Origin of the sequence: Chelatococcus asaccharovorans (genome assembly GCF_003201475.1) — a bacterium.
GTDB classification, from domain to species: Bacteria; Pseudomonadota; Alphaproteobacteria; order Rhizobiales; family Beijerinckiaceae; genus Chelatococcus; species Chelatococcus asaccharovorans.
The window spans coordinates 537,063-562,691 of record NZ_QJJK01000002.1 but is presented as its reverse complement, the minus strand read 5'-3'; the positions used below and the strand labels follow the sequence as shown (position 1 = coordinate 562,691).

The following is a 25,629-nucleotide window of genomic DNA, read 5'->3' as shown; positions in this document are numbered from 1 at the left end:
GCGCCTTGTACCGGCGCCGGCAACATGTCGTCAATATTTATTACAAGTAGTCTGCGCTCCGCTTCTCAGGAATGTCGAAACGTCGCTATGCCCTCCCCTGCGCGGCCAGCCTTTGCCATCGTGGCCTCCCCGGATCGGGACCATCGCCGGCGATAGCCGTGGCGCCTCTCCCGGACCGAGCCCGACACGGATCATCGACCGCGGGTGGGGCCGGGCAATCCGGCGTTGATTCTTCAATGATTGCAGCGATTCGACGCTATCGGCCCGGGGACGTCGAGGTCCAGCGCGCTATCCTGATCTTGACAGCGAAGCACGCCACGCTGGGTCGCCGCGCGCGGCGCAATCGCAGAATGGTGCCAAGATCTTGAATTCATGAGAAGAATCGAACAGGATCAGTTTGTGTTTGGGTGATAGCCGCGCGGGCTCGCCAGGGCTGTTAACCACTCCTTTGTTGCAATATGACGGTTCATCGCTATCGTCACGGAAAAAGGTCCGGCATGGCCCTTTTTCCGTGACGAGAGATTAAAAACGTGAGCAGCGCAGCACAGACGTCACGGCAGGCCCTTCCAGCCGTGGATGACACGATCGGCGAGCAGGCGGAGCTACTCAGCTCACAGCTGCAGGCGATGAGCGACGCGTTGTTTCCTCCAACATCGCGGAAAACCCTACGTCGTTTCACCTCAGGCGAGGCGGCACGCCTGATGGGCATCTCCGATTCGACGCTGCGCAAAATTAATTTAGCCGGCGAAGGACCTCAGCCTGAAGTCGGCGCGAACGGCCGCCGGCTTTACACGCTCGGCCAGATCAACGACATCCGTCGCCTGCTTGCCGTGAGCACCCGCGGGCGCGAGAGCATCGATTTCGTGCCGCACCGTCGCGCGGGAGAACATCTCCAGGTCCTCGCGGTCACGAATTTCAAGGGCGGCTCCGGCAAGACGACGACGTCGGCGCATCTCGCACAGTATCTTGCATTGCAGGGTTATCGTGTCCTGGCGGTCGATCTCGATCCGCAGGCCAGCCTCTCCGCATTGCTCGGCTTGCTGCCCGAAACCGAGGTCATGGCGAATGAAACGCTCTATGCGGCCATTCGTTATGATGACGCCAAGCGCCCCCTGTCGGAGGTTGTCCGTCCGACCTATTTTGACGGGCTGGACCTCGTACCCGGAAATCTCGAACTGATGGAGTTCGAGCACACGACGCCGAAGGCACTGACCAGCGCCAACCGCACAGGCGAGGGGCTTTTCTTCACCCGCATAGCGCAGGCCTTCGACGATGTGGCTGACCGTTACGACATCGTCGTCATCGACTGCCCTCCCCAACTCGGGTTTCTCACGCTCAGCGGGCTATGTGCGGCGACCGCGATGATCGTCACGGTGCATCCACAGATGCTCGACATCGCGTCGATGAGCCAGTTCCTGCTGATGACGCGCGACCTTCTCGGCGTCGTCCGTGATGCCGGCGGTGAATTGCGTTACGACTTCCTCCGCTATCTCTTCACACGCTACGAACCGCAGGATGCGCCGCAGACGAAGGTCACCGCGCTCCTTCGCAATCTGTTCGGGGACTATGTCCTGACCAATACGATGGTCAAGTCGGCGGCCGTGTCGGATGCCGGGCTGACGAAGCAGACACTCTACGAGATCGGCCGGGAGAATTTGACGCGCTCGACTTACGACCGCGCCATGGAGGCGCTCGACGCCGTCAACCGGGAGATCGAGGGACTTATCCGCGCCGCATGGGGACGGACATGACAGCCTCTGATCACCCTCCCCACGCCGGACGGCATTTCGCTCTGACGCTGTTGGGAGCTCCCAACAGCGTCACGTCTCCTATCCACGTCCCGGATGGAGGCGCGTACAGCTGCTGTCTTAGCTTTGCCTCTTGCGTTGGGAGCTCCCAACGCGCGCTCTGTCCTGTCCATAGCCCTTGCCGAGAAATGCCATGAGCCGCAAGGACGCCATCAACTCCCTCTTCCTGCAGCGTCCGGCTGCCCCTGCCGCGCCGGTCAAGCCTGAGCGCGTGCGCAGCGGCGCGGTCGCAGCCATGGGCTCGTCCCTCCAGGAAATGGCTGAGAACGCCAAAACCGCGGCGCGTCTGCAGCAGCAGCTCGCCGAAGGAGAGGCCGTCGTATCCATCGACCCGACGAGCATCGACGGGTCTCCCATCGCCGATCGGCTCCCGATGGATGTCGATCCAGGCTTTGACCAGCTTGTCGCCAGCATTGCCGAGTTCGGACAGCAGATCCCCATTCTCGTCAGACCCCACCCGAGCATCACCGGCCGCTTCCAGGTCGCCTATGGCCGCCGGCGTCTGCGGGCAGCCGCCCAATTGGGGCGGCAGGTCAAAGCCATCATACGCAAGCTGAACGACGACGAACTCGTCGTCGCCCAGGGTCGCGAGAACCTCGACCGGGAAGATCTTTCCTTTATCGAGAAGGCGCTTTTCGCGCGCCGCTTGGAAGATTCAGGGTATGACCGCGCGACCATCATCGCCGCGCTCGGCACGGACAAGGCGGACCTCAGCCGATACATCGCCATTGCGCGCAAGGTCCCCGAGACGCTTATTCAGCGGATCGGCCCAGCGCCGAAAGCGGGGCGGGCACGCTGGGCCTTGCTTGCCGAAAAGATCGAGGCGGGCAGGGCACAAAAATCGCTGGAACCGCTTTTCGCCAGCTCCGTCTTTCAAAGCGCCCAGAGCGACGCCCGCTTCGTTCAGGTTCTGAAAGGCTTGACCGGGGAGACAGCGAAGCCATCGCGCGACCGTCAGGTATGGACGACACCGACTGGCAGAAAAGCCGGACGCATCGAGCGCCAGCCCGGACGCACCGCCCTCGTTTTTGACGAGAAGATTGTCCCAGACTTTGCGAGCTTCGTCTCCGATCGGCTGGACGATCTCTATCGCGAATTCCGAGACACCCACGATGGAGGCGCTGACTGACAGATTTTGACGTTCGATCGATGAAGGAGAATCCGGCAGTTCCGCCGCTTCGGCCCTGATCGAGACAACGGGCAAAAAGAAAAAGGCCCCCGAAACACATTCCGGAAGCCCTTCTCCTAGTTTGGCGACTGTGAGAATCGCACTTCCCCGAATCATCGTCAAGAGCCGTTGAGGCTCAACACCGTTTCGGTGCGCCAATTTCTTTTGCCTATTCACAGGTGAAAGAGAATGTCGACGCATGTTTCAACGACGCCCTTTGGGCGGCGAACGCTGACCTATGCCCAACTCAATGGACAAGCCACCGCCCGGAGCCGAAACCCGGATATCGCCGTTCATAAATGGGCGGTCTTTCGGGATATTTGTGCCGCCCGCCCCCGGCTCCACGTGTCGGAACGGGCGCTGGCGGTGCTCGACGCCCTTCTGAGTTTCCACCCAGAGACCGCGCTCACGGGGAATGATCTCGTCGTCTTTCCATCAAACCAGCAGCTCTCGCTGCGCGCGCACGGGATGGCACCTGCGACACTCCGCCGACACCTCGCCGTTCTGGTCGAGGCCGGCCTGATCGCCCGGCGGGATAGCCCCAACGGCAAACGCTACGCTCGCAAGGACGCGCGCGGTGGCATCGAAGTCGCATACGGCTTTGATCTCTCGCCGCTCGTCGTCCGCGCACCGCAATTCGCAGCCTGGGCCGATGAAATTCGGGGCGAGGCCCGCGCCACGAAGCAACTGCGTGAACGCATCACCCTCACTCGCCGCGATATCGCGAAGATGATCGCACATGGCCAGGAACAGGGCATTCCACTCCCTTCGTCACAAGCCCCCGCTTGCGACTGGAACGCCGTTCACGCGCTCTTCCGCTGCATTCTCACCCGGATCCCGCGCACCGCGACCAGCCAAACCCTCAAGCCGCTGGCCGATGAACTTGGCACCTTAGCGCACGAATTGGCTATCATCCTGGAAGAGCACGCACAATCAGCATGCTTAAGCGCCAATGAGTCCCATTTTGAGCGGCACAAACAGAATTCAGAATCAGACTTCTATTCTGAATCTGAAACCGCATCCGAGAAGAAGCCATGCCATACGTCACCCCCGCTGGTCGCCGTCTCCGCGACATGCAGCCGGGAAATGCCTTCGCGCGGCAGCATCAACCATCGACAGCATTCCGATCCCCTGCCATCACAAGCATTTCACCGGCCAAAAGCCCCTCCTGCCGCGTGCCAGCTTGACCGGAAAACCAGCGCGCAATCGCGCACGCTCCTGGATACCGGCATGTCCCTCTTCCGCGTCGGGCACGCCGCTGAAACACGATATTCGCCCAGCTTCATCAAAGGGCTGTGCCGGGAGCTGAGCCGCTATAGCCGGCATGATATCACCAGCTGGGGTGATCTCTTCGACGCTGTCGCCCTCGTGCGCCCCTTCCTCGGCATAAGCCCAAGTGCGTGGGATAGCGCACGCAGCGCCATGGGAGAGATAGACGCTGCGATCGTCGTCGCCTGCATACTCGAGCGATCAGATGTAATTGCCAATCCCGGTGGTTATCTGCGCAATCTTGCAGCCAGAGCGACAATCGGCGCGTTTTCCGTCGGGCCGATGCTGGCCGCACTCATCAAAGGCCAGAACAGTCCCATTGCACCGTCCAACCCCATCAAATCGGAGACTCGTGCAAAGCATCAGAATTTCTTTAGAAAGGACGATTATACCGAATGCGCCAATATAGTATGATTGAAGACTATATGAGGAGAATCGCTCATATAGTCCGGTCGCAGTCACGGAACAAATCCGTCGATTGGCTTCCGTCGGACGAAATAGATTTGTTACGTCAAAGACTTGAAGGATGGACGCAACGAGTGCGCCCACGCCTCGGAAGGTCATTGAAGATCGGCCTGCGCCGCCTTCGAACCCCGGATTCCTCTCCCGTTAATAGGACTATCTATAGTGCTGAAGACCTGACAATCTCGGGGAATTCACGCAAAAAGTTTTCACGCGTCCGTATCCCCGGGCTCACCGCCTCACGTTTCTCGTCCTCAATCAAACGGGCGAAGAGCAGCGTCCGGTCACCCTTCGTCATCCAACCGACGAACCAACCATAGCTGTGGCCTGGTTCAGGCGATCCGTCCGCGCGCCGGACCGGACCAGCGCCTGTTTTGCCGTGAATGGTCCAACCTGCGACGTCCTGCAGCGCAGTGAGCTTACCCGTCATGGCATAAGACTGCTGGCTGACTGAGAGCTCCTGCCGAACGAGCTTACGCAGAAAGGCAATTTGCTCGAGTGGGGATATTTTCAGCGACGAACTCAACCAGGAATTGGTCAGGCCGTCATTCTTGCCGGGGTTCCCCGAAACGTCCTGATTGCCGTAGCCGAAACGCCGGACATAATCGCGAAAGCGCGCTTCCCCGAGCGCCTCGGTGATCAGCCGGGAATACCAGACGACCGAGTTCTTCATCCAGCTGGTTGGATCTGTGGTCTGTTTCCAGGATTCGATCCAGGCTGCGTAGCCCTTTTTGAAAGGCCGCGACGGACTATGTTCGTTTGCGAGAAAGCCTGCATCAAAACCCATCAGGCTGAGCGGAATCTTGAAGGTAGAGGCAGGCGTGACACGGCTGTCGCAATTGCCCTCCTGGCGAATAATCTTTCCTGTCGCTGCATCCGCAATCACTGTGCAAAGCGTTCCGGCTTGTACCGAGAAAGCACCTGCAGAGAGTGAAAGGAATCCAGCCATCGCGCCGAAGAGCCAACGGTTTCCGGGACGAACCGTAATCCTGAAAGTAGTCATCAATCACCATTTCAACGCTGGGGAGGTTATTTCCCGTTAAACGAACGATCCCAGCATGGTGCTGAAATAAGGCGCGCTCGTTGCTGAGATCGACCGAGCCGGAATTGTCCCCCTTTTCAACAGCTGCATCTCAGCTCGCCGTATGGCGATAAGCGCGGCGTGCAGCACATACGGCGTCATGATTCCGGTCCGCCCAGGTCATCAAATCGCGCAGCGGCACCATAAGCGAGCGCCCCAGCGGCGTAAGCGCATAATCCACTCGTGGCGGGATGACGGGATAGAGCGTCCGCGAGACGAAGCCGTCCTGCTCCAAGCGCTTTAGGGTGCGGGCCAGCATGTGCTGCGAGACATCGCCGATTGAGCGCCGCAACGCGTTAAACCGCAGTGTTTGGGGCTCCAGCGCCTCCAGCACCAGAAGGCTCCACTGATCGCCGATGCGATCCAGAACATTCCGGATAGGGCAGGGCGAGAATGAAAATTCATCATCCGCAACCGACGGCTTGATCTCTGTCTGCCTTGCAACCACGCCTGAGTTTCTCCTCGATTCACATCGGAGGTCCGCGTCACCGATGGCCGCGTTGGACAGGGCGGTAAGACCGCGCTGACCGAGGATCCTTCCGATGACTTCTTGTCACGAATTTCGGACCGCCTATGTTAGCGCCCAATCATGCGAACTAACTCTCTTATCTGAACTTGGTCTGAAAATGAACCACCGCGCGCGTCCGTCGACCAGAGACCCTGCTATCGGAACTCTGACCTATCTCTATGACCCCCTTTGCGGTTGGTGCTACGGAGCCACCCCTGCCTTGGAGACCTTGCAGGCGAGGACCACGATCACCTTCCTCGCAACCGGCATGTTCGCCGGGGAGGGAGCGCGGACCATGGACGCAGGTTTTGCCGCCTATGCCTGGGACAATGACCGGCGGATCGAGGCCCTGACCGGACAGCCCTTCTCACACGTCTATCGCGAGCGGATCCTCCAGCCGGGGATCGCATTCGATTCCACCGCTGCAGCGCTTGCGCTGGCTGCCGTTGGCCTCGATGCGCCGCAGCGCGTCTTCGACGCCTATAAGGCGATCCAGCACGCGCGTTATGTCGATGGACGCGATACATCCGTCCGGGAGGAGGTGGCGGCGGTTCTCGACGGTGCGGGACTATCTGCGCCCGCGAAGAGGATGCGTGCCGCCGATCCTGAAGTCCTGGCGTACGCCCAGTGCCAGATCGCCCATGGCCGGCGACTGATGGCCGCCCACGGCGCGCGCGGCGTGCCGACGTTGATTCTAACGGCAGGTGAGGAGCACCGCATCCTTCCGAGCCAATATCTCTACGGTGATCGCGAGACCCTGCTTCGCCACGTCAATATAGCCTGACAATCACCATCCCCCATCAAAAAGGACGCAGATCATGAAAGTCGCTCTCATCGGTGCAAGCGGCAACGCCGGCTCGCGCATTCTGGCGGAACTCACCCGCCGCGGTCATCATGTGACGGCTATCGCCCGTCATCCGGAAAAGATCCCCGCGGGGCCAAACGTCACGGCCCGACAAGGGGACGTATTCGACGGCAAAGGACTAGCGGACCTTTTAAAAGGGCATGACGCGATCATCAGCTCCGTCCACTTTACGGCGAGCGACCCCGACATTCTGATCGCGGCGGTTCGCGCATCCGGTGTCAGACGCTATCTTGTCGTCGGTGGCGCCGGCAGCCTGGACGTCGCGCCAGGCGTGGCCTTGGTCACCACGCCGGACTTCCCCCAGATCTACAAGGAAGAAGCCACCAAAGGCTTCGATTTTCTCAAGAAGCTCCGCGGCATCGTTGATCTCGACTGGACCTTCCTGTCACCTTCTGCACTGTTCATACCCGGCGAGCGCACGGGCCAGTTCCGCCTGGGCAAGGATGATCTGCTCACGAACGACAAGGGAAGCTCGATCTCATTCGAGGACTACGCCATCGCGCTTGTCGACGAGTTGGAAAAGCCCGCCCATATCCGCCAGCGTTTTACGGTGGGATACTGAGAAACGGATAGGGCCGGCGGTTCGCTTGCGGGCGCCGGCATGTCCGCAGGATCTCTGGGGCCGAGCATGATCTCGCCGGGACGTCGTCGTCAATTGCGACGGTTTGCCAGCGGGCACGCAATGCGAGCGCGGGCGGGCCAATCAATGTGATGCGAGCCACGCCTATTAACTCTGCCTATGTTTTCGCACGCCGCAACTTCCGAGATCACCGATTCTACCTTGCTGAGTTGCGTAAAACTTCGGAGAGTTTCTCTGTAGATTCTCTGGGGGCTGGGATGGATCTCTGGGGGAACTGCGTCGAGAGACCTATCCCGTGGAGAGCACCGTGACGACGGCCCTGGCAGGTAGCACTTTCCTTGATTTCATCGGCGACAATACCGGTGCGACGGGTACGCCCGAGAGCGCCTTCGGCCTGACGAGCACGACGGCCCTGGCCGGCGATACGACGATTACTTTGGCGCTGGTACTCAACCGCGCCAACGATGCCTCCGGTCTCCTCGGTGCCGATTGGGGAACGCGCCAGACGGCCATTCTCCAGGGGCTGGCCGACGGTACCTTGTTCAAGACCTATGGTGCCAGCGACGAGACCTGGGCGGCCGTGACGGCCGTGCTCGCGGGCGCCGGCATCACGCCGATGGAGAATAGCGCCGACTATGTGACGGGCCAGGAGAGCCGCACCGTCTGGCTGACCCTGACGGTCGACCAGTTCAACGCCCTGTTCAATGTCACGCTGATGCTGGCGAACGCCGGCAAATACGAGGGGCTGGTGTATTGGGACGGCGAACTTTCGGTCGCCGACGAACTGGCTGGCAGCATCGCCGGCCTCTATCTCGCCCCGATCACGAGCAACGCCGACGCGACTCTCGGGGCGACGCCGCCGGTTGTGCCGGTCAACACCACGGCGGAAACCCCGGCGCAGGGGCCGCAGAGCCCCGGCAACGCTTCGTCGGCGCATAACGACTATACGCCTAACGTGATCGCGGCCGGCTATGGTGCGCCCTCCCAGAGTGGCATTTTGCCGCCCGGTACCGCCACAGGCACGATCGGCCTGATCGAGCCGGGTATCGGTGGGGCGATGCCGGCCGGGGCAAGCGATCTGCCGACGGCATTGGCCAGCTATCTCGCTTCCATCGGCGTGAATGCCACGCCGACCGTCTATTATGCCGACCAGGGCACTTACGGCACCGGCCACGGCGAACGCGACCTCGACATCGGCATCGTCTCGGCCGTCACGCCGACCAGCGCGGTCGCGCTCTACGCGCAGAATGCGGTGTTTCAGGCCTGGCTGTCGGCGGTCTGGGACGATACGGCCTCGCCGGAAGCCATATCCGCGTCCTATGAGCTGGGCACGCCGCCGGTGGCCGGCTCGATTTTCGCCAATGCCTATACGTCGCTGTTCGAGGATCTGGCACTGCACGGCATCTCCGGCTTCCAGAGCTCCGGCGACCGCGGCACCAACGCCCATACCGGCAACGGCATCGCCAATATCAAAAACGTCAGCGTCAGCCCCTATCTCACGGTCGTCGGCGGCACCTCGTCGAGCGACGCCAACAGCGCACCGCACGATACGACGCTCGACAATTACGTGCAGTCGCTCGGCAACGGCGACCTTACCACACTGGTGACGGCCATTCGCTCGGGCTACCAGGGCTTATCCTCCAGCACCTGGCTGGAGACCGTGTGGAACGAGGCGACCCTGACCGGCACGACGATGACGAGCTACGTCACCAACGGGATCTCGACCGGCGGCGTCGACACCGGACAGGCGATGCCCGGTTACCAGACGGATGCCGGGCTCGGCGGGGTCATCGTCACGGCCGACGGCGTCTCCGGCCGCGGCTCCCCGGACGTCAGCGCCAATGCGGGCGGCAATCTCTTCTACACTGTGCCGACCGGCGACTACAGCACGACCATCGGCAACGGCGGCACAAGCGCCTCGACGCCGCTGTGGGCGGCATTCACGGCGCAGCTGAACGGCGTCTTTGCTGCGCTCGATCTACCCCGGCTCGGCTATTACAACGATCTCCTTTATACGGCATCGCTCATTGCGCCTGCTGCCTTCAACGATGTCGTGCTCGGCAACAACGCCTCCTCCTTCGTGGAGGACCGCAACGGGCCCCTGGAGTTCAGCGAGGAATCCGCGGGCGGCCCGCAGCAATATGTCGACGGCTATGCCACCGGCGTTGGCTATTCCGCCGGCGACGGCTATGACCTCACCACCGGTCTTGGTACGCCAAACGGGCCGATCCTGACGCAGGCGCTGGCGATGATCGCGACCAACCAGCTCGCGTCGAAGTCCCTGCCGGAGGTGCTCGTCGCCGATGGCGGCGACTGGTCGGCCGGCAGTACCGGCCGCCTCATCCTGCAGGCGCAGACCTCGTCGGTGCTGTCGATCGACGTGGGCGGCACCGTCACCGCGACATCGGGTGAGGCGCAGGCCGCGTTCGCCTGGGACAGCTACCTGGCGCAGGCGTTCCTGAAGCCCGCCTTCGATAGCGACATCATCATCGGCTTTGATGGCCAGAGCCAGGGCAGCAGCATCGGCGTGTCGGTGGCTGCAGGCGCGGCAGTCGATGTCATGGAGGGGGGAACCTCCCTTGATACGGCAGGCGCGACGCTGACGTCGCCGTATGGCTTCGTGAATTACGGCGGCACGGGAGAGGATACCGAGGCAGTGCTCGCCCGGCCCGTCGCCATCGCCCAGTCTTCCGTCGACGACGGGCAGGCCCTCGTGCGGCTGCGTCAGGTGACGCAGGATGACGTGTCGATCTCCTTCTACCGGGTTGACGACCTCGACGGCAGCATCAACGGCATCGCCGTCGGGGCCGCCGGCTATGCGGAGGCTGTTGCCTCCCGCCTTTATGCGACGACCACCGGCCTGACGAGCATCGACGGTCCGGGCTATGGCGGCTATGCGGAGGCGCTCATCACCGGTGTCGGCAGCGGCGATATCGTCGCGGCGGTTCTGACGACCGACGGCAATGCCTTCTATGCCTTCGACCAGGCCAATGAGAGCGTGAACGGGAATAGTGTCAACCATCTCTGGAACTACGGCGCCAATACCTGGGGGTTCGAAGCGACCTATGGCGGTGGCGACCGCGATTTCAACGATCTCGTCTACCAGATCGATTTCGTGCAGGCCAAGGGCACGGGCGTGCTGACGACCGGCGACGTGACGGGTGTGGCCGGCGAGCTCTACGGGCTTTATCAGCTGGCCGTGGACCGCCAGCCCGATTCGGCCGGCATGGGCTACTGGATGGCGGTGGAGGAGGCCACGAGCCTTCTCAGCGTCGCCGAAAACATGATGGGCACGTCCGAATTCCAGGCCAACTACACGCCCGGCGAGAGCAACACCGACTTCGTGACGCGTCTGTATGACTATGGCCTGAACCGCGCCCCGGACCAGGCCGGCCTCGACTACTGGGTCAATGCGCTCGACAATGGCATGAGTCAGGCGCAACTGCTGGTCGAGTTCGCGAGTTCCGCGGAGCGCTTCGCCCTGCAGGGACCCTATACCCAGTACGGCATCGCCTATCAGCCCTTCGACCTCGCCTGATAGAGCATTTTCGCGTTTCTCCGAATCGCGGAAATGCTCCATGTCTTTGTTTTAGCGCATTTTCTTCACGCGAACCGGTGTCCACTTCGCTCGAAAATGCTCTATAGTCTTGCCCCGCATCAAGCCCGGATCGCGGCCGCCCCTATGTGCCATAGGGCGGACCGCTGGTAGGGGAGGGGGAACGCCGGCGCATCCGGCCCCGCCGCTTCTCGGCGGCGGCCGCCGCGGGGTGATCAGGCCATGCCGGTCGGCGACGGTTCGGCGTGGCCGCGACGGTTGACTTCGCTCCGCTGGGAAGCCGTCTCGGTAAAGCGCTGCCGGAGCCCCGGATTTCGCGCCAGGAATTGCAGGAAGTCACGCCGGCTCATTGTCAGAAGCTCGCAGTAGTCGAGCGCTGTCACATCGGCTGTGCGACGGCTGCCTGACAAAAGCGCCATCTCGCCGAAAAAGTCGCCGGGCCCGAGCGCGACTTCACCAGCGTCCGTGTCCACGGCCGCTTTTCCGGACGAAATGAAGTACATTCCGTCTGGCTTGTCGCCCTTTTGGATGATGCGCTCGCCGGGATTGGCGCTTCGCGGCTTGAACAGCAGCAGGAATTCCTGGCGCTGTTCGGGATCGATGTCCGCGAAGATCGGGAAGCGCTGCACCACCTGCTGCACTTCGAGGACATGGGCATGCTCGCGCTCCTGCGCGCGGGCCTGCGCCGCCTCGAGGTCCGCCTCGAGCGCGCGGTAGCGATGTTCCCCGTGACGGGCGAGGGCGCTCCAGGCACTGAGCCGTCGGATCAGACCTGGCACCACCACGAAGGCAAGCGGATTGAGCGTGATTGACAGCAAGGCGCCCGCAAGAATGAGATCGCTGCCTTCCTTCGGCAGGAGCCCGAGCGCCGCACCGAGCCCCGCGAGGATGAAGGAGAACTCGCCGACCTGCGCAAGGCTGGCCGCGACCGTGACGGCTGTCGTCAGGGGATAGCCGAGGACGAGCACGATCAGCATTGCGGCCAGCGATTTGCCGACCATGATGATCGCGAGCACCGCGAGCACGGCCAATGGCTCGCGGACGAGGATCGATGGGTCGAACAGCATGCCGACCGAGACGAAAAAGAGAACCGCGAAGGCATCCTGCAAGGGAAGCGAATCATGGGCGGCACGATGGCTGAATCGCGATTCAGACAGCACGACGCCGGCGAAGAACGCACCAAGTGCGAAGGACACGCCGAAAATGACGGCTGAGCCATAGGCGATGCCGAGCGCAACCGCGAGCACCGACAATGTGAACAGCTCGCGCGAGCCGGTGCGGGCAACCTGCCCGAGAATCCAGGGCACCACACGCGGACCAAGCGCGATGGCCAAAACGACGAAGCCGACGACCTTCGCGAGCGTGATGCCAAGGGTTATCGCCAGGCTGCCGTCTGCCGCAGCCTCGGCGCCGTGGCCGCTCGCGGCATGGCCTCCGAGCGTTTCGGCGAAGGCCGGCAACAGGACAAGGGCGACCACCATGGCGAGGTCTTCGACGATAAGCCAGCCGACGGCGATGCGGCCGTTGGCCGTCGGCAGCATGTTGCGCTCTTCGAGAGCTTTCAGCAGCACCACCGTGCTTGCCACGGACAGGGACAGGCCAAAAACGAGGCTGCCACCCAGGCTCCAACCCCAGATCGTACCAACCCCGACGCCGAGAAGCGTCGCCAGGACGATCTGGCCGATCGCGCCGGGAATGGCGATCCATTTGACCGCCATCAGATCGGAAATGGAGAAATGGAGCCCGACACCGAACATCAACAGGATGACGCCCACTTCGGCCAACTGGCCGGATAGGCTGGGGTCGGCGACGAAGCCGGGGGTAAAGGGTCCGAGGAAAATGCCCGCGATGAGATAGCCGACGAGCGGAGGCAATCGGAAGCGATCGGCCAGGAAGCCGAAGATGAAGGCCAGCACGAAACCCACTGCGACGGTCGCGATGAGCGTGGTCTCATGCGGCATGAACAAATCCTCCGGACAGGTTCGGCTACCATCCTGCAAATGGCCAATAACGGCATGGTATGACTAAGGCAATAACCCCCCGGATGAAAAGCCGCTTGGGGGAACCGCACTGCCGCAACGAGATAGCTGCGTTTTATACATGCGAGCCCGGCCGGTAACGAGCCAAAAAAGCGCATATCGGCGGTTAACGATTGATCCTCCGGAGGGTCACTCGCCCGCCCGTTGGAACGAGAGCCCGTACTGCGCCTCATACAATCGCCGATAGGCGCCGCCGACGTTGAGAAGCTCGGCGTGACGACCTTCCTCAGCAATGCCGCTGTCATCAACCACGATGATCCGGTCGGCGTTCTGGATTGTGGCCAGGCGGTGGGCAACGACGAGCGTCGTGCGTCCCTTCGACAGGTCGGCGAGGGAACGCTGTATGGCCCGCTCCGTCTCCGTGTCGAGCGCCGAGGTTGCCTCGTCGAGAATGAGGATAGGCGGGTTCTTCAGGAAGACGCGGGCGATCGCCAGCCGCTGCTTCTGTCCGCCCGACAGCTTTATGCCGCGCTCGCCGATGATGGTGTCGTAGCCGTTCGGCAAGTCGGCAATGACCTTGTCGAGCTGGCTGCGGCGCGCGGCCTCCTCGATATCCGCGTCACTGGCATCCAGACGTCCATAGGCGATGTTCTCGCGGATCGTCCCTGCGAACAGGAAGACGTCTTGCTGCACGATGCCGATCTGTCCACGCAGGGACGCGAGCGTCATCGACCGGATGTCGATGCCGTCGATGCTGATCGCGCCGCGGTCGATTTCGTAGAACCGCGGCAGGAGCGAGCAGAGCGTCGTCTTCCCAGCGCCGGAAGGGCCGACGAAAGCAACCATTTCACCCGGCCGGATCTCCAGGTTGATCCCGCGCAGGACGGGGCGGTTCGGCGTATAGCCGAAGGTGACGTCGCGGTAGCGGATATGGCCCTCAAGGCCCGAGACGGCCCGTGCATCCGGCTTGTCGGCGATATCCGGCTCGATCGCCAGGAACTCCATATAGCGGCGAAAGCCGGCGATGCCCTTCGGGTAGGTTTCGATGACCGAGTTGATCTTCTCGATCGGGCGGAAGAACACACCCACGAGCAGGAGAAAGCCGACGAAGCCGCCGTTGCTCAATTCGCCGCGGAGCACGAAATAGCTGCCGGCGATCATGACCACCATCTGCGTCAGCCGCATGCTGAAATAGCTCAGAGAGGTGGTGACGGCCATGAGACGGTAGGCGGCAAGCTTGGTCCGCCGGTAGTTCTGATTGTCGGATGCAAAGAGTTTGCGCTCGTGGTCCTCGTTGGCGAAGGCCTGGACCACGCGGATGCCGCCCACATTATCCTCGATGCGGGCATTGAAGCTGCCGACACGATCGTAGAGCTGCCGCCAGTTGCGGCTCATGCGGCCGCCGTAGCGGGTTGTCACCCAGACGATCAGCGGCACGATGGTCGCGGTGATCAATGCAAGCTGCGGATTGACCATGAACATCAGCACGAAGGCGCCGATCAGCGTCATGATGGCGATGAAGAGGTCTTCCGGCCCGTGATGGGCGATCTCGCCGATCTCCTCGAGATCCTTGGTGAGGCGCCCCACGATATGGCCGGTCTTCTGGTTGTCGAAGAAGCCGAAGGACAACTTCTGCAGATGATCGAAACTGCGCCGGCGCATCTCCGTTTCGATGTTGATGCCCAGCATGTGGCCGAAATAGACGACCACCGCCATCAAGCCGGTATTGGCGAGATAGACCACGAAAAGCCCGGCCGATGCGAGCAGGATCAGCATCCAGTCGCCGCTCGGCAGGAGGCTGTCCACGAAGACCTTCACGGCCAGCGGAAAGCCGAGCTCAAGCAGCCCGGATGCGACCGCGCATGAGAAATCAAGGGCGAACAGACCCTTGTGAGGCCTGTAGTAGGAGAAGAAATTGCGGAGCATCACAGTCATCGCGCACTGAATCGGCGCCGCACCATATCCCCGTTGATCATGAAATGCCCGTTCAAAAAGGATACCCGTAGGATGGCCCATGCGGCCATTGCATGGCCGCTGCGGTGCCGGGGGCGCGAGGACCGGGGCTTTCGTGCCCGACTGGCAAATCAGAGGAGGGCGATCAGGCGAGGTCCTCTTATTCTAGAGCAAATCCCACTTGGATGGAATCGTCTGATACCATCCAAGTGGGTGAATGTGCTCGTCTATTGTTGAGCGGAGCAAGTCCGCAAAACACGGACTTGCTCTAGAACATTTTCGAGCGAAGTGGACACCGGTTCGCGTGAAGAAAATGCGCTAAAACAAAGACATGGAGCATTTTCGCGATTCGGAGAAACGCGAAAATGCTCTAGGAGGGACGGGAGAAGACGTAGGCAAGCCCGCAGAGCATCAGGATCGCCACCGCGGCGGTGAGAACCGGACTCGGCTCGCTGCCCGTCAAGAACAGCAGGAAGCCTGCTGTCATCCCGGCGAGCGCCATGAACTTCGCCCTCCGGGGTATGGCGCCGCGCAGGCGCCACTCTTGCAGCATGGGGCCGAACCAGGGATGCTCGATCAGCCAGCGTTCCAGCCGGCGGGACGACCGGGCAAAGCACGAGGCGGCCAGAATGAGAAAGGGTGTGGTCGGGAGCACCGGCAGGAATGCGCCGACGAAGCCGAGGACCATAAAGAAGAGGCCAAGAGCAAGATAAACGCCGCGGATCACGCGCAGTTATCCTCTCGGTAGACACGGCCACGCGTGCGTATGCCCCGGATTGATCGCTATGTCAGAGGAGACGCAAATCATGATGGCGGAGAACTGCTAGCCAGAGTACGGGTATGGTCGAAGAGGCCATATTGTCAATCTAGCAGGTTGCGCCGCTGGTCACACCGTCTGACCTGTGGCGGGTCGCCGCCACGCTGGGCGATCGTATAACGCGCTGTCTGTCAGTGGGCCAGGCAGCATAATGGATCGCCGTGATGGCAGACAGTGGCCGCGCGTTATGGGCTTCTTCCTTGTAGCCAGACGGTTTCGGGCGCGGCTCCCTTTCAGGCCGTTCGACGGATGAACCATGCCGGCCAACATCTCCTCAGAAGCGCTGTGTTCGTGAAGGAAGGTCGCGCTGTCTAACATCCATCGGGGATGGCGAAGCGGCGTCTATACTCGAACTTTAACTAATTTCGAAGAAAATAGCAGCGCTTGGCTTGCGCGTTGCATTGGTGGTTTGCTCCGGATCTATCCGATGGCACAATGAAAAGAGCGAAATATCCAACTCCCGTCGATGCACAGCCCTTCGAAGAGGATCAGCGCGTCATGCCGACAGTCAAAGACGTCACCTTCGCTCTGCTGCGCAAGCTCGGGCTAACGACTATTGTCGGCAATCCAGGCTCGACGGAAGAGACTTTTCTCAAGAATTTTCCCGCCGATTTCCGCTATGTGATGGCGCTGCAGGAGGCGAGCGTCGTCGGCGTCGCCGACGGACTGTCGCAGGGGCTGCGCAAGCCCGTCATCGTCAACGTGCACACGGGCGCCGGGTTGGGCAATGCCATGGGTACGATTCTCACGGCCTATCAGAACAAGACTCCGCTCATTCTCACTGCGGGTCAACAAACGCGCGAGATGCTGCTGCTCGAACCGCTCCTCACCAATATCGAGGCTGTCAACATGCCGCGGCCGTGGGTGAAGTGGTCGTATGAACCGGCCCGTGCGGAAGACGTACCCGGTGCGTTCATGCGCGCCTATGCGACGGCGATGCAACAGCCGTCGGGCCCGGTCTTCCTTTCCCTGCCGCTCGACGACTGGGATAAGGAGATGCCGGAGACCGATCCCTACCGCACCATTGCCACCCGGCAGGGCCCCGATCCCGTCCGCCTCGCGGAGTTTGCGGCGCGCCTTGATGCCAGCCGCAATCCGGTGCTCGTTTACGGAGCCGACATCGCCCGCGCGGGTGCATGGGATGCCGGAATCGCGCTGGCGGAGCAGCTTCAAGCGCCGGTCTGGGCGGCGCCCTTCTGCGAGCGCACACCCTTCCCGGAAGATCATCCGCTGTTCGCGGGCGCTCTTCCGGCGGCGATCGGGCCCCTGAGCGAGAAACTTGCGGGCCATGATCTGCTGACGGTCGTCGGCGCTCCCGTGTTCCGCTACTATCCCTATGTGCCAGGCCGCTATCTGCCGGACGGCGCAGCGCTCATCCAGGTGTCGGATGACCCTGGCATGACTGCCAAGGCGCCGGTCGGCGACAGTCTCGTCGCCGATGCGGGCTTGTTCCTCACAGCCGCCCTGCCGCTCTTGACCCGGCGTCCGCCGCGCGGGGGCGCGCCGCTGCGCCCACCCGTGACGGTGCCGGACATGGCTGCCTCGCCGCTGACGCCCGCGGCGCTGTTCGCCACATTGCGCGCGTGCTGTCCCGAAGACTTCATCCTGGCCGAGGAATCCCCATCCAACGTGCCGCAGATGCAAGACCACTTCCGCATCGACAAGCCAGACGCGTTTTATACCTTTGCCTCAGGCGGCCTCGGCTGGACCATGCCGGCGGCCGTGGGGTTGGCGCTGGCCGAAAAGGAGAGCGGCCGCAACCGGCCGGTCCTTTGCCTGATGGGTGACGGGTCGTTTCAATACTCCGTCCAGAGCCTCTACACGGCGGTCCAGGAAAAGGCGCACGTGATCTACGTCGTTCTGCAGAATGAGGAATACGGCATCCTGAAGGAATTCGCCGTGCTGGAAGAGACTCCGCACGTGCCTGGGCTTGATCTGCCGGGCCTCGACATCGTGTCCCTGGCCAAGGGCTACGGCGCCAGGACGACATTGGCGAAAACGGCCGCCGACGTGACGGCCGCCTTCAAGAACGCCGTCGCTGCCCAGGGGGCCAGCGTGATCGTCGTGCCGATCACCAGGCAGTTGAACAGCCTTCTCTAGGATCGACGAGCAAACTAGCCGGCTTGGATGGCATCTTCTGATGCTATCCAAGCGGGTTTTGTATTGGCGGTGGGCGCCTATCGCGGCCGGGCTCATTGCTTTTGCGCTCCGGCGCCAATGAACTGTTGGGAAGTCTGCGATCAGCCGTGTGCGCCCGTCAACACGGCGGTGGCGTCCGGCACCGCGCTGTTCAGCGCCTTGAGCGGGATCACACGCGGCTGTTTAAGGCCGGCGAGCGCGGCGAGGTCGAAGCGCGTGAAGTTGAGGCCCGCATAATCGCGGATGAAGAACAGCTGCCTGTCGAGATCCGACAGGCTCGTCCAGCAGGTGAACTCGGTTGCATAGGACGCGGCTGTTTCGTCTTTGAGGCCTTCGACTTCGAGATGGCTGCCGCCTTCGTCCGGATAGTCGATGGTCACGCCGCGCGCGCGGTCGAAGGTGTTGAGGATGTGCGCGAGCGCGCCCACGGCGGCATCGGGCGTTGCGGCCTTCTCGGCATACTGCGCATAGTAGGCAGCGCGTACGAAGCGCCCGACCGAGGTGTTGGAGGCCGGCAGGCCGGCCGTGGCAATTCCGGAATCCGGCTGGATCGCCTTGTAGCTGCCGAAAATCCCCGTCGGCTTGTCCACATTGGTGAGGAAGCTGTAGTTGTTGAGGTTGGTGAGGTGCCAGGGGAAGTCTGGCCCGTTGGTCATCACCCCGACCGGATTGTCATAGACCGACATCTTGCCCCGGTTGAACTCGATCACAAGCGCCGCCCCCGTCGTATCGTGCACGACATAGTGGAAGGGCGATTCCACGCCGCCGAGAATGGCGAGCGGCTGCACCATGACCGGCTGCGTGGCGAGCGCCGCCTTCACATCGGCCACGCTGGTGAACTGGCCAAGCACCCAGGCGCCGAGATCGGAGGCGCCGAGGACGCTCATCGTCGTCGCGGCAGGATGGTGCCCGCCGCCGGCGGCCGGGTAGGAGAGCAGGCTGAAGGTGAGGCCCGCGTCGTTCATCCCCTCGAGAACCTTCAGGTCGGCGATGCCGGCAGGCTTGTCCGGGGTGGGCACGCGGCATGGCATGGTGACGGCAAGTACACCGTGGCGCCCCTCGAAACTCATCCGAGCTGCGCCGTCGACCTGCGAGACAGTGGAAAAGCCGGTCGGGAACCAAGTGATCTGATAGGGCAAGTCGACCGTCAGTTCCAAAGTCCGTCCGAAATAGACGTTCCCGGCGGCGTCACGGTAACTCAGCGATGTGCACATTCGTCTCTTCTTCCCTACTGGGCCTCGACCGATAGACCTTATAGCCCGGAGCGGGCGTGCGTCTCAGTCTGATTAACCTCAATCCTCACGCTTGATCCACGCGTCGTTTTGCGTGCGGCGTGAGCGCCGTCATTGTTCGGGGAGCGCGAGCGCCGTCACGGCGGTCCATCCGCGGGCATCAAAAAGGCGCGCCCATCGATAAGAGTGAAGTCCGCCGCTCTCACGATCGGCGGAAATTTGCGGGGGCGAAGTCACGCGTTTTGAGTCAGGCGGGTCGGAAGAGATTGAGCCCGAGCTGTTCGGCGACTTTTGCCACCGCGACCTGGCCACGAACGCTGTTGCCGACAGGATCGAGCGGAGGGGAGAATGCCGCGATCGCCAGCTTGCCGGGCACGACCGCCAGGATGCCGCCGCCGACACCGCTCTTGCCGGGAAGGCCGACCGTATAGGCCCAGTCGCCGGACGCGGTGTACAGACCCTCCATCATCATTTCCGCGAGGATCGGCGCCACATTGGCGGCCTTGATGACCCTGGTGCCGGTGACGGGATTGACACCGCCCGAGGCCAGCGTCGCGCCCATCATTGCAAGATCGATGGTGGAGACGAGGGTCGAGCACTGGCGGGTGTAGACATCGACCGCCTGCATCGGGTCGCTGTAGCAGGCGCCGGCGCTATATAGCAGCCACGCGATGGCGCGATTATGAAAATTCGTCGCCTGTTCCGAGCTGTTGACGTCAGGGCTGAGCGCAATTGTGCGTCCCGCGAAGCGGCTCTGCGCATCCTTGATGGCTGCCCAGATCGCATCCGCGTCATTGCCGGGCACGAGGCTTGCCGTGGCGATCGCTCCGGCATTGACGAGTGGCGACAGCGGCTTTCCGTTGTGCAGCTCAAGCGCGATGACCGAGTTAAACGGGAGGCCGGTGGGATCGGCGCCAATCTTCTCGCGCACCGCCACGGGGCCGATCGCCTCCATGACGAGCGCCAGCGTGAACACCTTCGAGATGGACTCGATGGCGAACTGATAGTCGGCGTCGCCGACCTTAAACACCTCGCCAGAGGTCGTTACAACGGCGACGCCGAGGAGATCGGAGGGGACGGAGGCGAGGAATGGAATATAGTTCGCATTCTGCCCGCCAGACGTGGCCTTGGCGGCCTGATACCCGACGTTGACTGCGGCTTCGATGTCGATGTGTGACACGTGTCGTTCTCCGGTTGCTAATGCCACCGGGCGGATGCGTGGCATCCGTCCGACGGCAATCGTTCCGTATGGGGCGGCGCCGTGCTCAGTTGTCGTTCGGGACGATGATATGGGTCGGCCGGGCGCGGGGATTGATCACGAAATGGCCGGCCGGGGCATTGTGCCATTTGATATGCGTGAGTTTGGCATTCACGGCCTTGCCGCGCTTGTCGTGCAGGGCATAGACGATGAACGGTATGACAAGCACGATCAGGAAGCTCACCACCAGCAAGCCGACATAGATGTCGTTGCTCTCGCCGCCCGGCAGGCCGCTCGGTGGGACGAACGAGATCACGAAGGCCAGTGCCGAGATCGCGAAGCCGACACCGGCCAGCGTCAGCTTGAAGCCGAGGCTGCCAGGAACGCGGTAGCTGCGCTTCTTTTCCGGATGCTTCAGTGTCAGGTTGATATAGGCGAGGAACAGCAGGAAGTAGGTGATCAGATAGAGTACGACCGTGAGCGACATGGCGATCAGGAACGACAAGTTTCCGCCCGACATGTTCGTAAAGACGATCAGCGCCACGGTGGTGATGCAAAGCTGGAAGATCACGAGCGGAACCGGCACGCCGTTCTTGTTCACCTTGGCCGCGATCGCAGGCAGAATGCCGTGCTGTGCTGTCACGTACATGCCGCGCGAAGGGCCGACGATCCATGCCGCGATCTCGGCGAGCACGCCGAGCACCAGCAGCGTGGCGACAATGCGCACCGCCCATTCAAAGCCGGGTCCGTGGCTGGAGATCAGCGCCTGGAAGGTCTGCACCACGCCCGCGGACAGGTTGATCTGGTCGAGCGGCACGACCGAGGCGACCGACAGACCGCCAATCGAGCTCAGCGCGATGGCCGCGACCATCAGCAGGAACATCGCAATCGGATAGTCGCGCCCTGGATTCTTCATCTCGTTGACGTGGGTCGCGGAAGCTTCGACGCCCATATAGCTCAGGATGAAAGCCACGAAGACCACCAAAGTCCCGATCTTGGTGAAATCGGGGAAGAAGGTCGATGCGTTCATCGCGATCTCGAGCTTGTCGCCGCTGGCAAGATGCCAGATCGCCAGCACCACCAGCAACAGCGCCGGCAGAAGAATACCTGCGAAGAAGCCGACTTTGGCGATCTGCGCCGTGTATTTTGTGCCGCCGAATTGCGTGAAGGCGAGAACCCACAGGATGACGATGCTGCCGATCGTTTTTGTGACCGGGTCGTTGTTGAGGGCCGGCCAGTTCAAAATATAGGACAGGGCGCCCAGCACGAAATAGATCATCGGCAGGAAGCCGAAGGCTATCTCGAGATAGGTGAATGAGATGGCGGCGAAGCCCCATCGTTCGCCAAGCGTGTTGGTGACCCATGCGAAGACGCCGCCCTCTTCCCAGCCTTCCACCGTGGCCATCTCGGCAGCGCACAGCGCGACCGGAATGAACCAAAGAATGCCGCCGAGGAGAAGGAAGAAGACGAGGCTGAATCCCGACGTTGCAAAGGTCGGATACTCGTAGACCGCCATGACCATGGAGGCGGTGATGGCGAAGAAGCCGAGGAGCGTCAATTGCTGTGTCGGTGAGGCGGGATTGGATTGCGCCAAGATGATACCCCCAAATTGGTTCCGTGATCCTCAAGGAAAACGGAAGCGCCCAACGGTACGTCCGGGCCAGGCGGCACGCGCGCCGTGCCGCCGGGATTATGCTGAGGACATCTTCGGGTCAGTTGTGGTTGAAGCCGCTGGCCTCTTCTTTCGTCAGCGGCTTGACGACCGGATGCTTGGCGAAGAAGTCGATGGCGCGGCGCATGTCGTCGAGCAGTAGCGAACCGAGGTCGAGGCTGACGCCGTGACGCACGAGGATGCGCTGAATCACCAGATCCTCACGGTTGGCCGGCATTGAATAGGCAGGAACCTGCCAGCCGCGGCTGCGCAGGCGATCGGCGAGGTCATACAGCGTGTAACCGCCAATACCGTTCGTTTCCTTCAGCTTCCAGCAGAGCGCCGGAATGCCAGCGGTCTTGTCGCCGTCGAAGAGCACCTCGAACGGTCCCATCGCCGCGATCTCGCGGGCAAGGTACCCGGCCGTTGCATAACACGCGTTCTGGACTTTGGCGTAGCCTTCGCGGCCGAGGCGGATGAAGTTGTAGTACTGCGCAATCACCTGGCCGCCAGGGCGGGAGAAGTTCAGCGCGAAGGTGGGCATGTTGCCGCCGAGATAGTTGACGTTGAAGATCAGATCCTCGGGGAGGTCGGTCTTCTCACGCCAGACGACCCAACCCACACCCAAGGGGGCGAGGCCGAACTTGTGGCCGGAGGCGTTGATGGACTTCACACGCGGCAGCCGGAAGTCCCAGGCGATGTCCGGGGCGCAGAAGGGCGCCAGGAAACCGCCCGATGCGCCGTCGACATGGATCGGGATGTCCAGCCCGGTCTCAGCCTGCAGCTTGTCGAGCGCCTCGTTGACCGCCTTCACTGGCTCGAACTGGCAGGTGAAGGTGACGCCCATGGTCGGGACCACGCCGATGGTGTTTTCATCGACGCGCTTCAGCACCTCCTCGGCATTCATGATGAGCCGGTCGCCCTCGAGCGGGATCTCGCGCAGTTCGACATCGAAGTAGCGGGCGAATTTGTGCCAGCAGATCTGGACGGGACCACAGATGAGATTTGGTTGATCGGCGGGCTTGCCAGCGGCAAGCCGCTTCTTCCGCCACTGCCATTTGAGCGCCAGGCCGCCGAGCATGGCCGCTTCCGATGAGCCGACGGTCGAACAGCCGAGCGTGCCGACCGGATCGGGTGAGTTCCACAGGTCGGCGATCATCGCGACGCAGCGCGCCTCGATCTCGGCCGTCTGCGGATACTCGTCCTTGTCGATCATATTCTTGTCGATCGACAGCGCCATCAGGTCGCGGATCTCGTCGTCGACCCAGGTTTGGCAGAAGGTGGCGAGATTCTGACGGGAATTGCCATCGAGCATCAGTTCATCGCGCACTGCTGCGAAGACGTGCTGCGGCTCCCGCTCCACCGCGGGGAAACCGGACTTCGGTAGGCGCAAGGACAAATCTTCAGACGAATAAACGTCATCGAGAAGTTCGTTGCGGATTCTTGTGCTTGCTTTCTCTCGTGGCACGGCTTATTCCTCGGTGATTATGGTATGGTTAATAAGATGAAAAAGAAGATATTTTTCTTATACGCGTGAGCGTGTTCATCTACCCGCTTATGACCACTGAACGGACGCGGAAGATCAAAGAAGTGAGCCATGTTATATTATATCAAGCATAATTATAGTGTCTAGGGAAGAAGATATTCCCGAGTTATGCCTACAGCGTGGATTTCATGTCCCACGAGCGCGCACATAGCGGCCGAGTTCTTGCATCTGCGCGACAAGCTCGGACTGACGATGAACTCCGACTTTTCTAAAGACCTGGTTTAGGACGAAGCGGGCCGTCCCTTCGGTCAAATCAAGCTCTTTTGCTGCGTCCTTGACGGTGCGACCGCTGACCAGCAGCGACGCCAACCGGGCCTCGCCGGTGGATAGGCCGTATATGCTGCGAATGATGGTCGGTTCAATCACGCGATTACGTTTGAGCGGCTGGGCCAAAACCAGAACGTTGTTCTTGCCCGACATAAATCCCAGCTTGTCGGCTGCAGCGCCGACGAGCGGAGATATCCAGACCACAATGCGTTCCTCCCCGTGCCTGTCACCGATCGTGATGGGGTGAGGGGCATCCTGTACACCGGGCTGGATTTTGTGAGCGGCCTGGATGGCAGATGTAAAGGCATGGGCGTCTTCGCGAGACGCCGGTGCCAGACGCTCCTTCTCATGATTGAAGTAATTCCCGATGAGGGCCTCTGCCTCCCGGTTCAATTTGACGAGACGTTGATCGCCGTCCAGTACAATCATGGCATAATCGACGGCATCGAATATCTCGGCGTAAGAGCGGTTCTCGGCTTCCTTCTTGACGAATTTTGAGGTGATGCGGAGGGCTTGTTCCACATGCCTCGCCACCAGAAGATGAGTCTGTAGTTCGTTCTTTCTGAAAGGTCCCTTTGCCATGCCCCTGTGTGAGACGAGGCAGGTCGGGTTCCCTATATCCGAATAGATGATGGCAACCATCTGCCGGCCAAGACCAAATTTGTGCAGAAACTCCGTGTAAAACGGATTGGTCCTCATTTCCCGCGGCGTGACGATATCGAGATCGCGATAGACGTCGCCCACCCGGTATCCCGCTTCCATGCGTCCTTCGAGCCAGGGGTTCCGTAGTGACCAGCCCTCGGCAACGTAGTCGTGCAATGCCGAGCTGATCTGCGCGGAATGCATCGGGAAGGTCCAGCCGTCCCGCCCTTTTACGTAGAGTACCGCGCCCGTCGACCCTGAAAGGCCCGCCACCGCGTCAAGAGCCGAGTTCCATAGATCAACATCCAATGTTGCGTCATAAATACTCTTTACGACATCGCTGAAAGCAGTTCGCGCCGACAATTCTGGACCTCAATGCATTGGGACGTCCATTATTGTCGATCCGCTCTCTCCGAGCAATGACAATGGCCCCCCGGCGAACGAGAGCAAGTCCGTCTGTCGCGGACTTGCTCCGCTTAAAAATGCGACGAGCAAATTCACTGGCTTAGATGGTGCCAGACGATTCCATCGACGCCGGATTTGCTCCAGCGCGACAAGCGACCGCTGATCGCAATCGATGGGAGTGTCACCTCCGTCGAGGTCGCTATGCGGGCCGACAAGGGTGGCATCCTGGTATCAAAGCTATGCGTCCTCAGATCGATCTTCGACACGTAGTGCACTCCTCGCGACGCCATTGCTATCGGTTGCAGGTGAATTTTACTGCTTGACCTTGCGGTATTCTATTCATGCACGATCAGCTGGCCATCTATCATTTGATAGGTGTAAAACGACCGGTCAACAGGTCGTTGTTAGCATAGATGTCAGCGAGGCAAGCATCCGCGAGACCCGCTCCCTCAATGATAAGCATGGGCTCGACGATCTCGCGTTGAGGCATTTGGCCGTCGAGC

General features: G+C 61.5%; 17 protein-coding genes. 7 read left to right on the top strand and 10 right to left on the bottom strand.

The window, feature by feature from the left end:
• The first annotated feature begins 530 nt into the window (after window positions 1-530).
• The 3 genes from repA (at window position 531) to repC (ending at window position 4,659) form a co-directional block, all read left to right on the top strand.
• Window positions 531-1,751 carry a plasmid partitioning protein RepA gene (gene repA / locus C7450_RS07070; RefSeq protein WP_110373689.1) on the top strand — a complete coding sequence of 407 codons (1,221 nt, stop codon included), beginning with the start codon at window positions 531-533 and terminating at the stop codon, window positions 1,749-1,751.
• A 190-nt stretch (window positions 1,752-1,941) separates the two neighbouring features.
• Window positions 1,942-2,937 (top strand): plasmid partitioning protein RepB, encoded by a 996-nt coding sequence (gene repB / locus C7450_RS07065; protein WP_110373688.1) that lies wholly within the window; start codon window positions 1,942-1,944, stop codon window positions 2,935-2,937.
• A gap of 228 nt (window positions 2,938-3,165) precedes the next feature.
• A complete protein-coding gene (gene repC / locus C7450_RS07060; protein ID WP_110373687.1) occupies window positions 3,166-4,659 on the top strand; it encodes a plasmid replication protein RepC in 1,494 nt (497 codons plus the stop codon).
• Between the two features lie 208 nt (window positions 4,660-4,867).
• Here repC and blaOXA read toward each other — a convergent pair whose 3' ends face one another.
• A complete protein-coding gene (blaOXA, locus tag C7450_RS07055; protein ID WP_110373686.1) occupies window positions 4,868-5,656 on the bottom strand; it encodes a class D beta-lactamase in 789 nt (262 codons plus the stop codon).
• A gap of 184 nt (window positions 5,657-5,840) precedes the next feature.
• Complete coding sequence (locus C7450_RS07050) at window positions 5,841-6,236, bottom strand: winged helix-turn-helix transcriptional regulator (RefSeq protein WP_245449510.1); 396 nt, start codon at window positions 6,234-6,236, stop codon at window positions 5,841-5,843.
• Between the two features lie 355 nt (window positions 6,237-6,591).
• Between C7450_RS07050 and C7450_RS07045 the strand changes: the two genes are divergently transcribed.
• The 3 genes from C7450_RS07045 to C7450_RS07035 all read left to right on the top strand — a co-directional run bounded on the left by C7450_RS07045 (window position 6,592) and on the right by C7450_RS07035 (window position 11,279).
• A complete protein-coding gene (locus C7450_RS07045; RefSeq protein WP_245449509.1) occupies window positions 6,592-7,080 on the top strand; it encodes a DsbA family protein in 489 nt (162 codons plus the stop codon).
• Between the two features lie 31 nt (window positions 7,081-7,111).
• On the top strand, window positions 7,112-7,723 hold the full coding sequence (locus C7450_RS07040) for an NAD(P)-dependent oxidoreductase (protein ID WP_110373684.1): 612 nt from the start codon (window positions 7,112-7,114) through the stop codon (window positions 7,721-7,723).
• Window positions 7,724-8,048: 325 nt separating this feature from the next.
• Window positions 8,049-11,279, top strand: a complete 3,231-nt coding sequence (locus C7450_RS07035; protein WP_146227278.1) for a DUF4214 domain-containing protein — start codon at window positions 8,049-8,051, stop codon at window positions 11,277-11,279.
• Between the two features lie 233 nt (window positions 11,280-11,512).
• Here C7450_RS07035 and C7450_RS07030 read toward each other — a convergent pair whose 3' ends face one another.
• From C7450_RS07030 to C7450_RS07020, 3 genes are all read right to left on the bottom strand, one after another.
• Window positions 11,513-13,258, bottom strand: a complete 1,746-nt coding sequence (locus C7450_RS07030; protein WP_110373792.1) for a cation:proton antiporter domain-containing protein — start codon at window positions 13,256-13,258, stop codon at window positions 11,513-11,515.
• 207 nt (window positions 13,259-13,465) lie between these two features.
• Entirely contained in the window at window positions 13,466-15,202 is a 1,737-nt protein-coding gene (locus C7450_RS07025) for an ABC transporter ATP-binding protein (RefSeq protein WP_110373791.1), read from the bottom strand.
• 397 nt (window positions 15,203-15,599) lie between these two features.
• Entirely contained in the window at window positions 15,600-15,953 is a 354-nt protein-coding gene (locus tag C7450_RS07020; protein WP_110373790.1) for a YbaN family protein, read from the bottom strand.
• A gap of 591 nt (window positions 15,954-16,544) precedes the next feature.
• On the opposite strand from C7450_RS07020, the gene mdlC reads away from it, so the two are divergent.
• On the top strand, window positions 16,545-18,146 hold the full coding sequence (gene mdlC / locus C7450_RS07015; RefSeq protein ID WP_110373789.1) for a benzoylformate decarboxylase: 1,602 nt from the start codon (window positions 16,545-16,547) through the stop codon (window positions 18,144-18,146).
• 140 nt (window positions 18,147-18,286) lie between these two features.
• Here mdlC and C7450_RS07010 read toward each other — a convergent pair whose 3' ends face one another.
• The 5 genes from C7450_RS07010 to C7450_RS06990 form a co-directional block, all read right to left on the bottom strand.
• Complete coding sequence (locus C7450_RS07010) at window positions 18,287-19,399, bottom strand: linear amide C-N hydrolase (RefSeq protein ID WP_110373682.1); 1,113 nt, start codon at window positions 19,397-19,399, stop codon at window positions 18,287-18,289.
• A gap of 265 nt (window positions 19,400-19,664) precedes the next feature.
• Window positions 19,665-20,588 (bottom strand): glutaminase A, encoded by a 924-nt coding sequence (gene glsA / locus C7450_RS07005; RefSeq protein ID WP_410369547.1) that lies wholly within the window; start codon window positions 20,586-20,588, stop codon window positions 19,665-19,667.
• Between the two features lie 94 nt (window positions 20,589-20,682).
• The gene (gene gadC, locus C7450_RS07000; RefSeq protein WP_110373680.1) at window positions 20,683-22,209 is read right to left on the bottom strand and encodes a glutamate/gamma-aminobutyrate antiporter; all 1,527 of its coding nucleotides are present in this window, start codon (window positions 22,207-22,209) and stop codon (window positions 20,683-20,685) included.
• Window positions 22,210-22,327: 118 nt separating this feature from the next.
• Window positions 22,328-23,707: a glutamate decarboxylase gene (gad, locus tag C7450_RS06995; RefSeq protein ID WP_110373788.1), complete on the bottom strand. Its 1,380-nt coding sequence runs from the start codon at window positions 23,705-23,707 to the stop codon at window positions 22,328-22,330.
• A 231-nt stretch (window positions 23,708-23,938) separates the two neighbouring features.
• Window positions 23,939-25,084 (bottom strand): helix-turn-helix transcriptional regulator, encoded by a 1,146-nt coding sequence (locus C7450_RS06990; RefSeq protein WP_110373679.1) that lies wholly within the window; start codon window positions 25,082-25,084, stop codon window positions 23,939-23,941.
• Window positions 25,085-25,629: the final 545 nt, after the last annotated feature.

What these genes read in the sequence shown, in the direction of transcription:
- repB (WP_110373688.1), top strand. Translation starts at nt 1,942, where the DNA reads ATGAGCCGCAAGGACGCCATCAACTCCCTCTTCCTGCAGCGTCCGGCT.
- C7450_RS07045 (WP_245449509.1), top strand. Translation starts at nt 6,592, where the DNA reads ATGGACGCAGGTTTTGCCGCCTATGCCTGGGACAATGACCGGCGGATC.
- blaOXA (WP_110373686.1), bottom strand. Translation starts at nt 5,656, where the DNA reads ATGGCTGGATTCCTTTCACTCTCTGCAGGTGCTTTCTCGGTACAAGCC.
- C7450_RS07025 (WP_110373791.1), bottom strand. Translation starts at nt 15,202, where the DNA reads ATGCTCCGCAATTTCTTCTCCTACTACAGGCCTCACAAGGGTCTGTTC.
- repC (WP_110373687.1), top strand. Translation starts at nt 3,166, where the DNA reads ATGTCGACGCATGTTTCAACGACGCCCTTTGGGCGGCGAACGCTGACC.
- C7450_RS07010 (WP_110373682.1), bottom strand. Translation starts at nt 19,399, where the DNA reads ATGTGCACATCGCTGAGTTACCGTGACGCCGCCGGGAACGTCTATTTC.
- mdlC (WP_110373789.1), top strand. Translation starts at nt 16,545, where the DNA reads ATGCCGACAGTCAAAGACGTCACCTTCGCTCTGCTGCGCAAGCTCGGG.
- C7450_RS07030 (WP_110373792.1), bottom strand. Translation starts at nt 13,258, where the DNA reads ATGCCGCATGAGACCACGCTCATCGCGACCGTCGCAGTGGGTTTCGTG.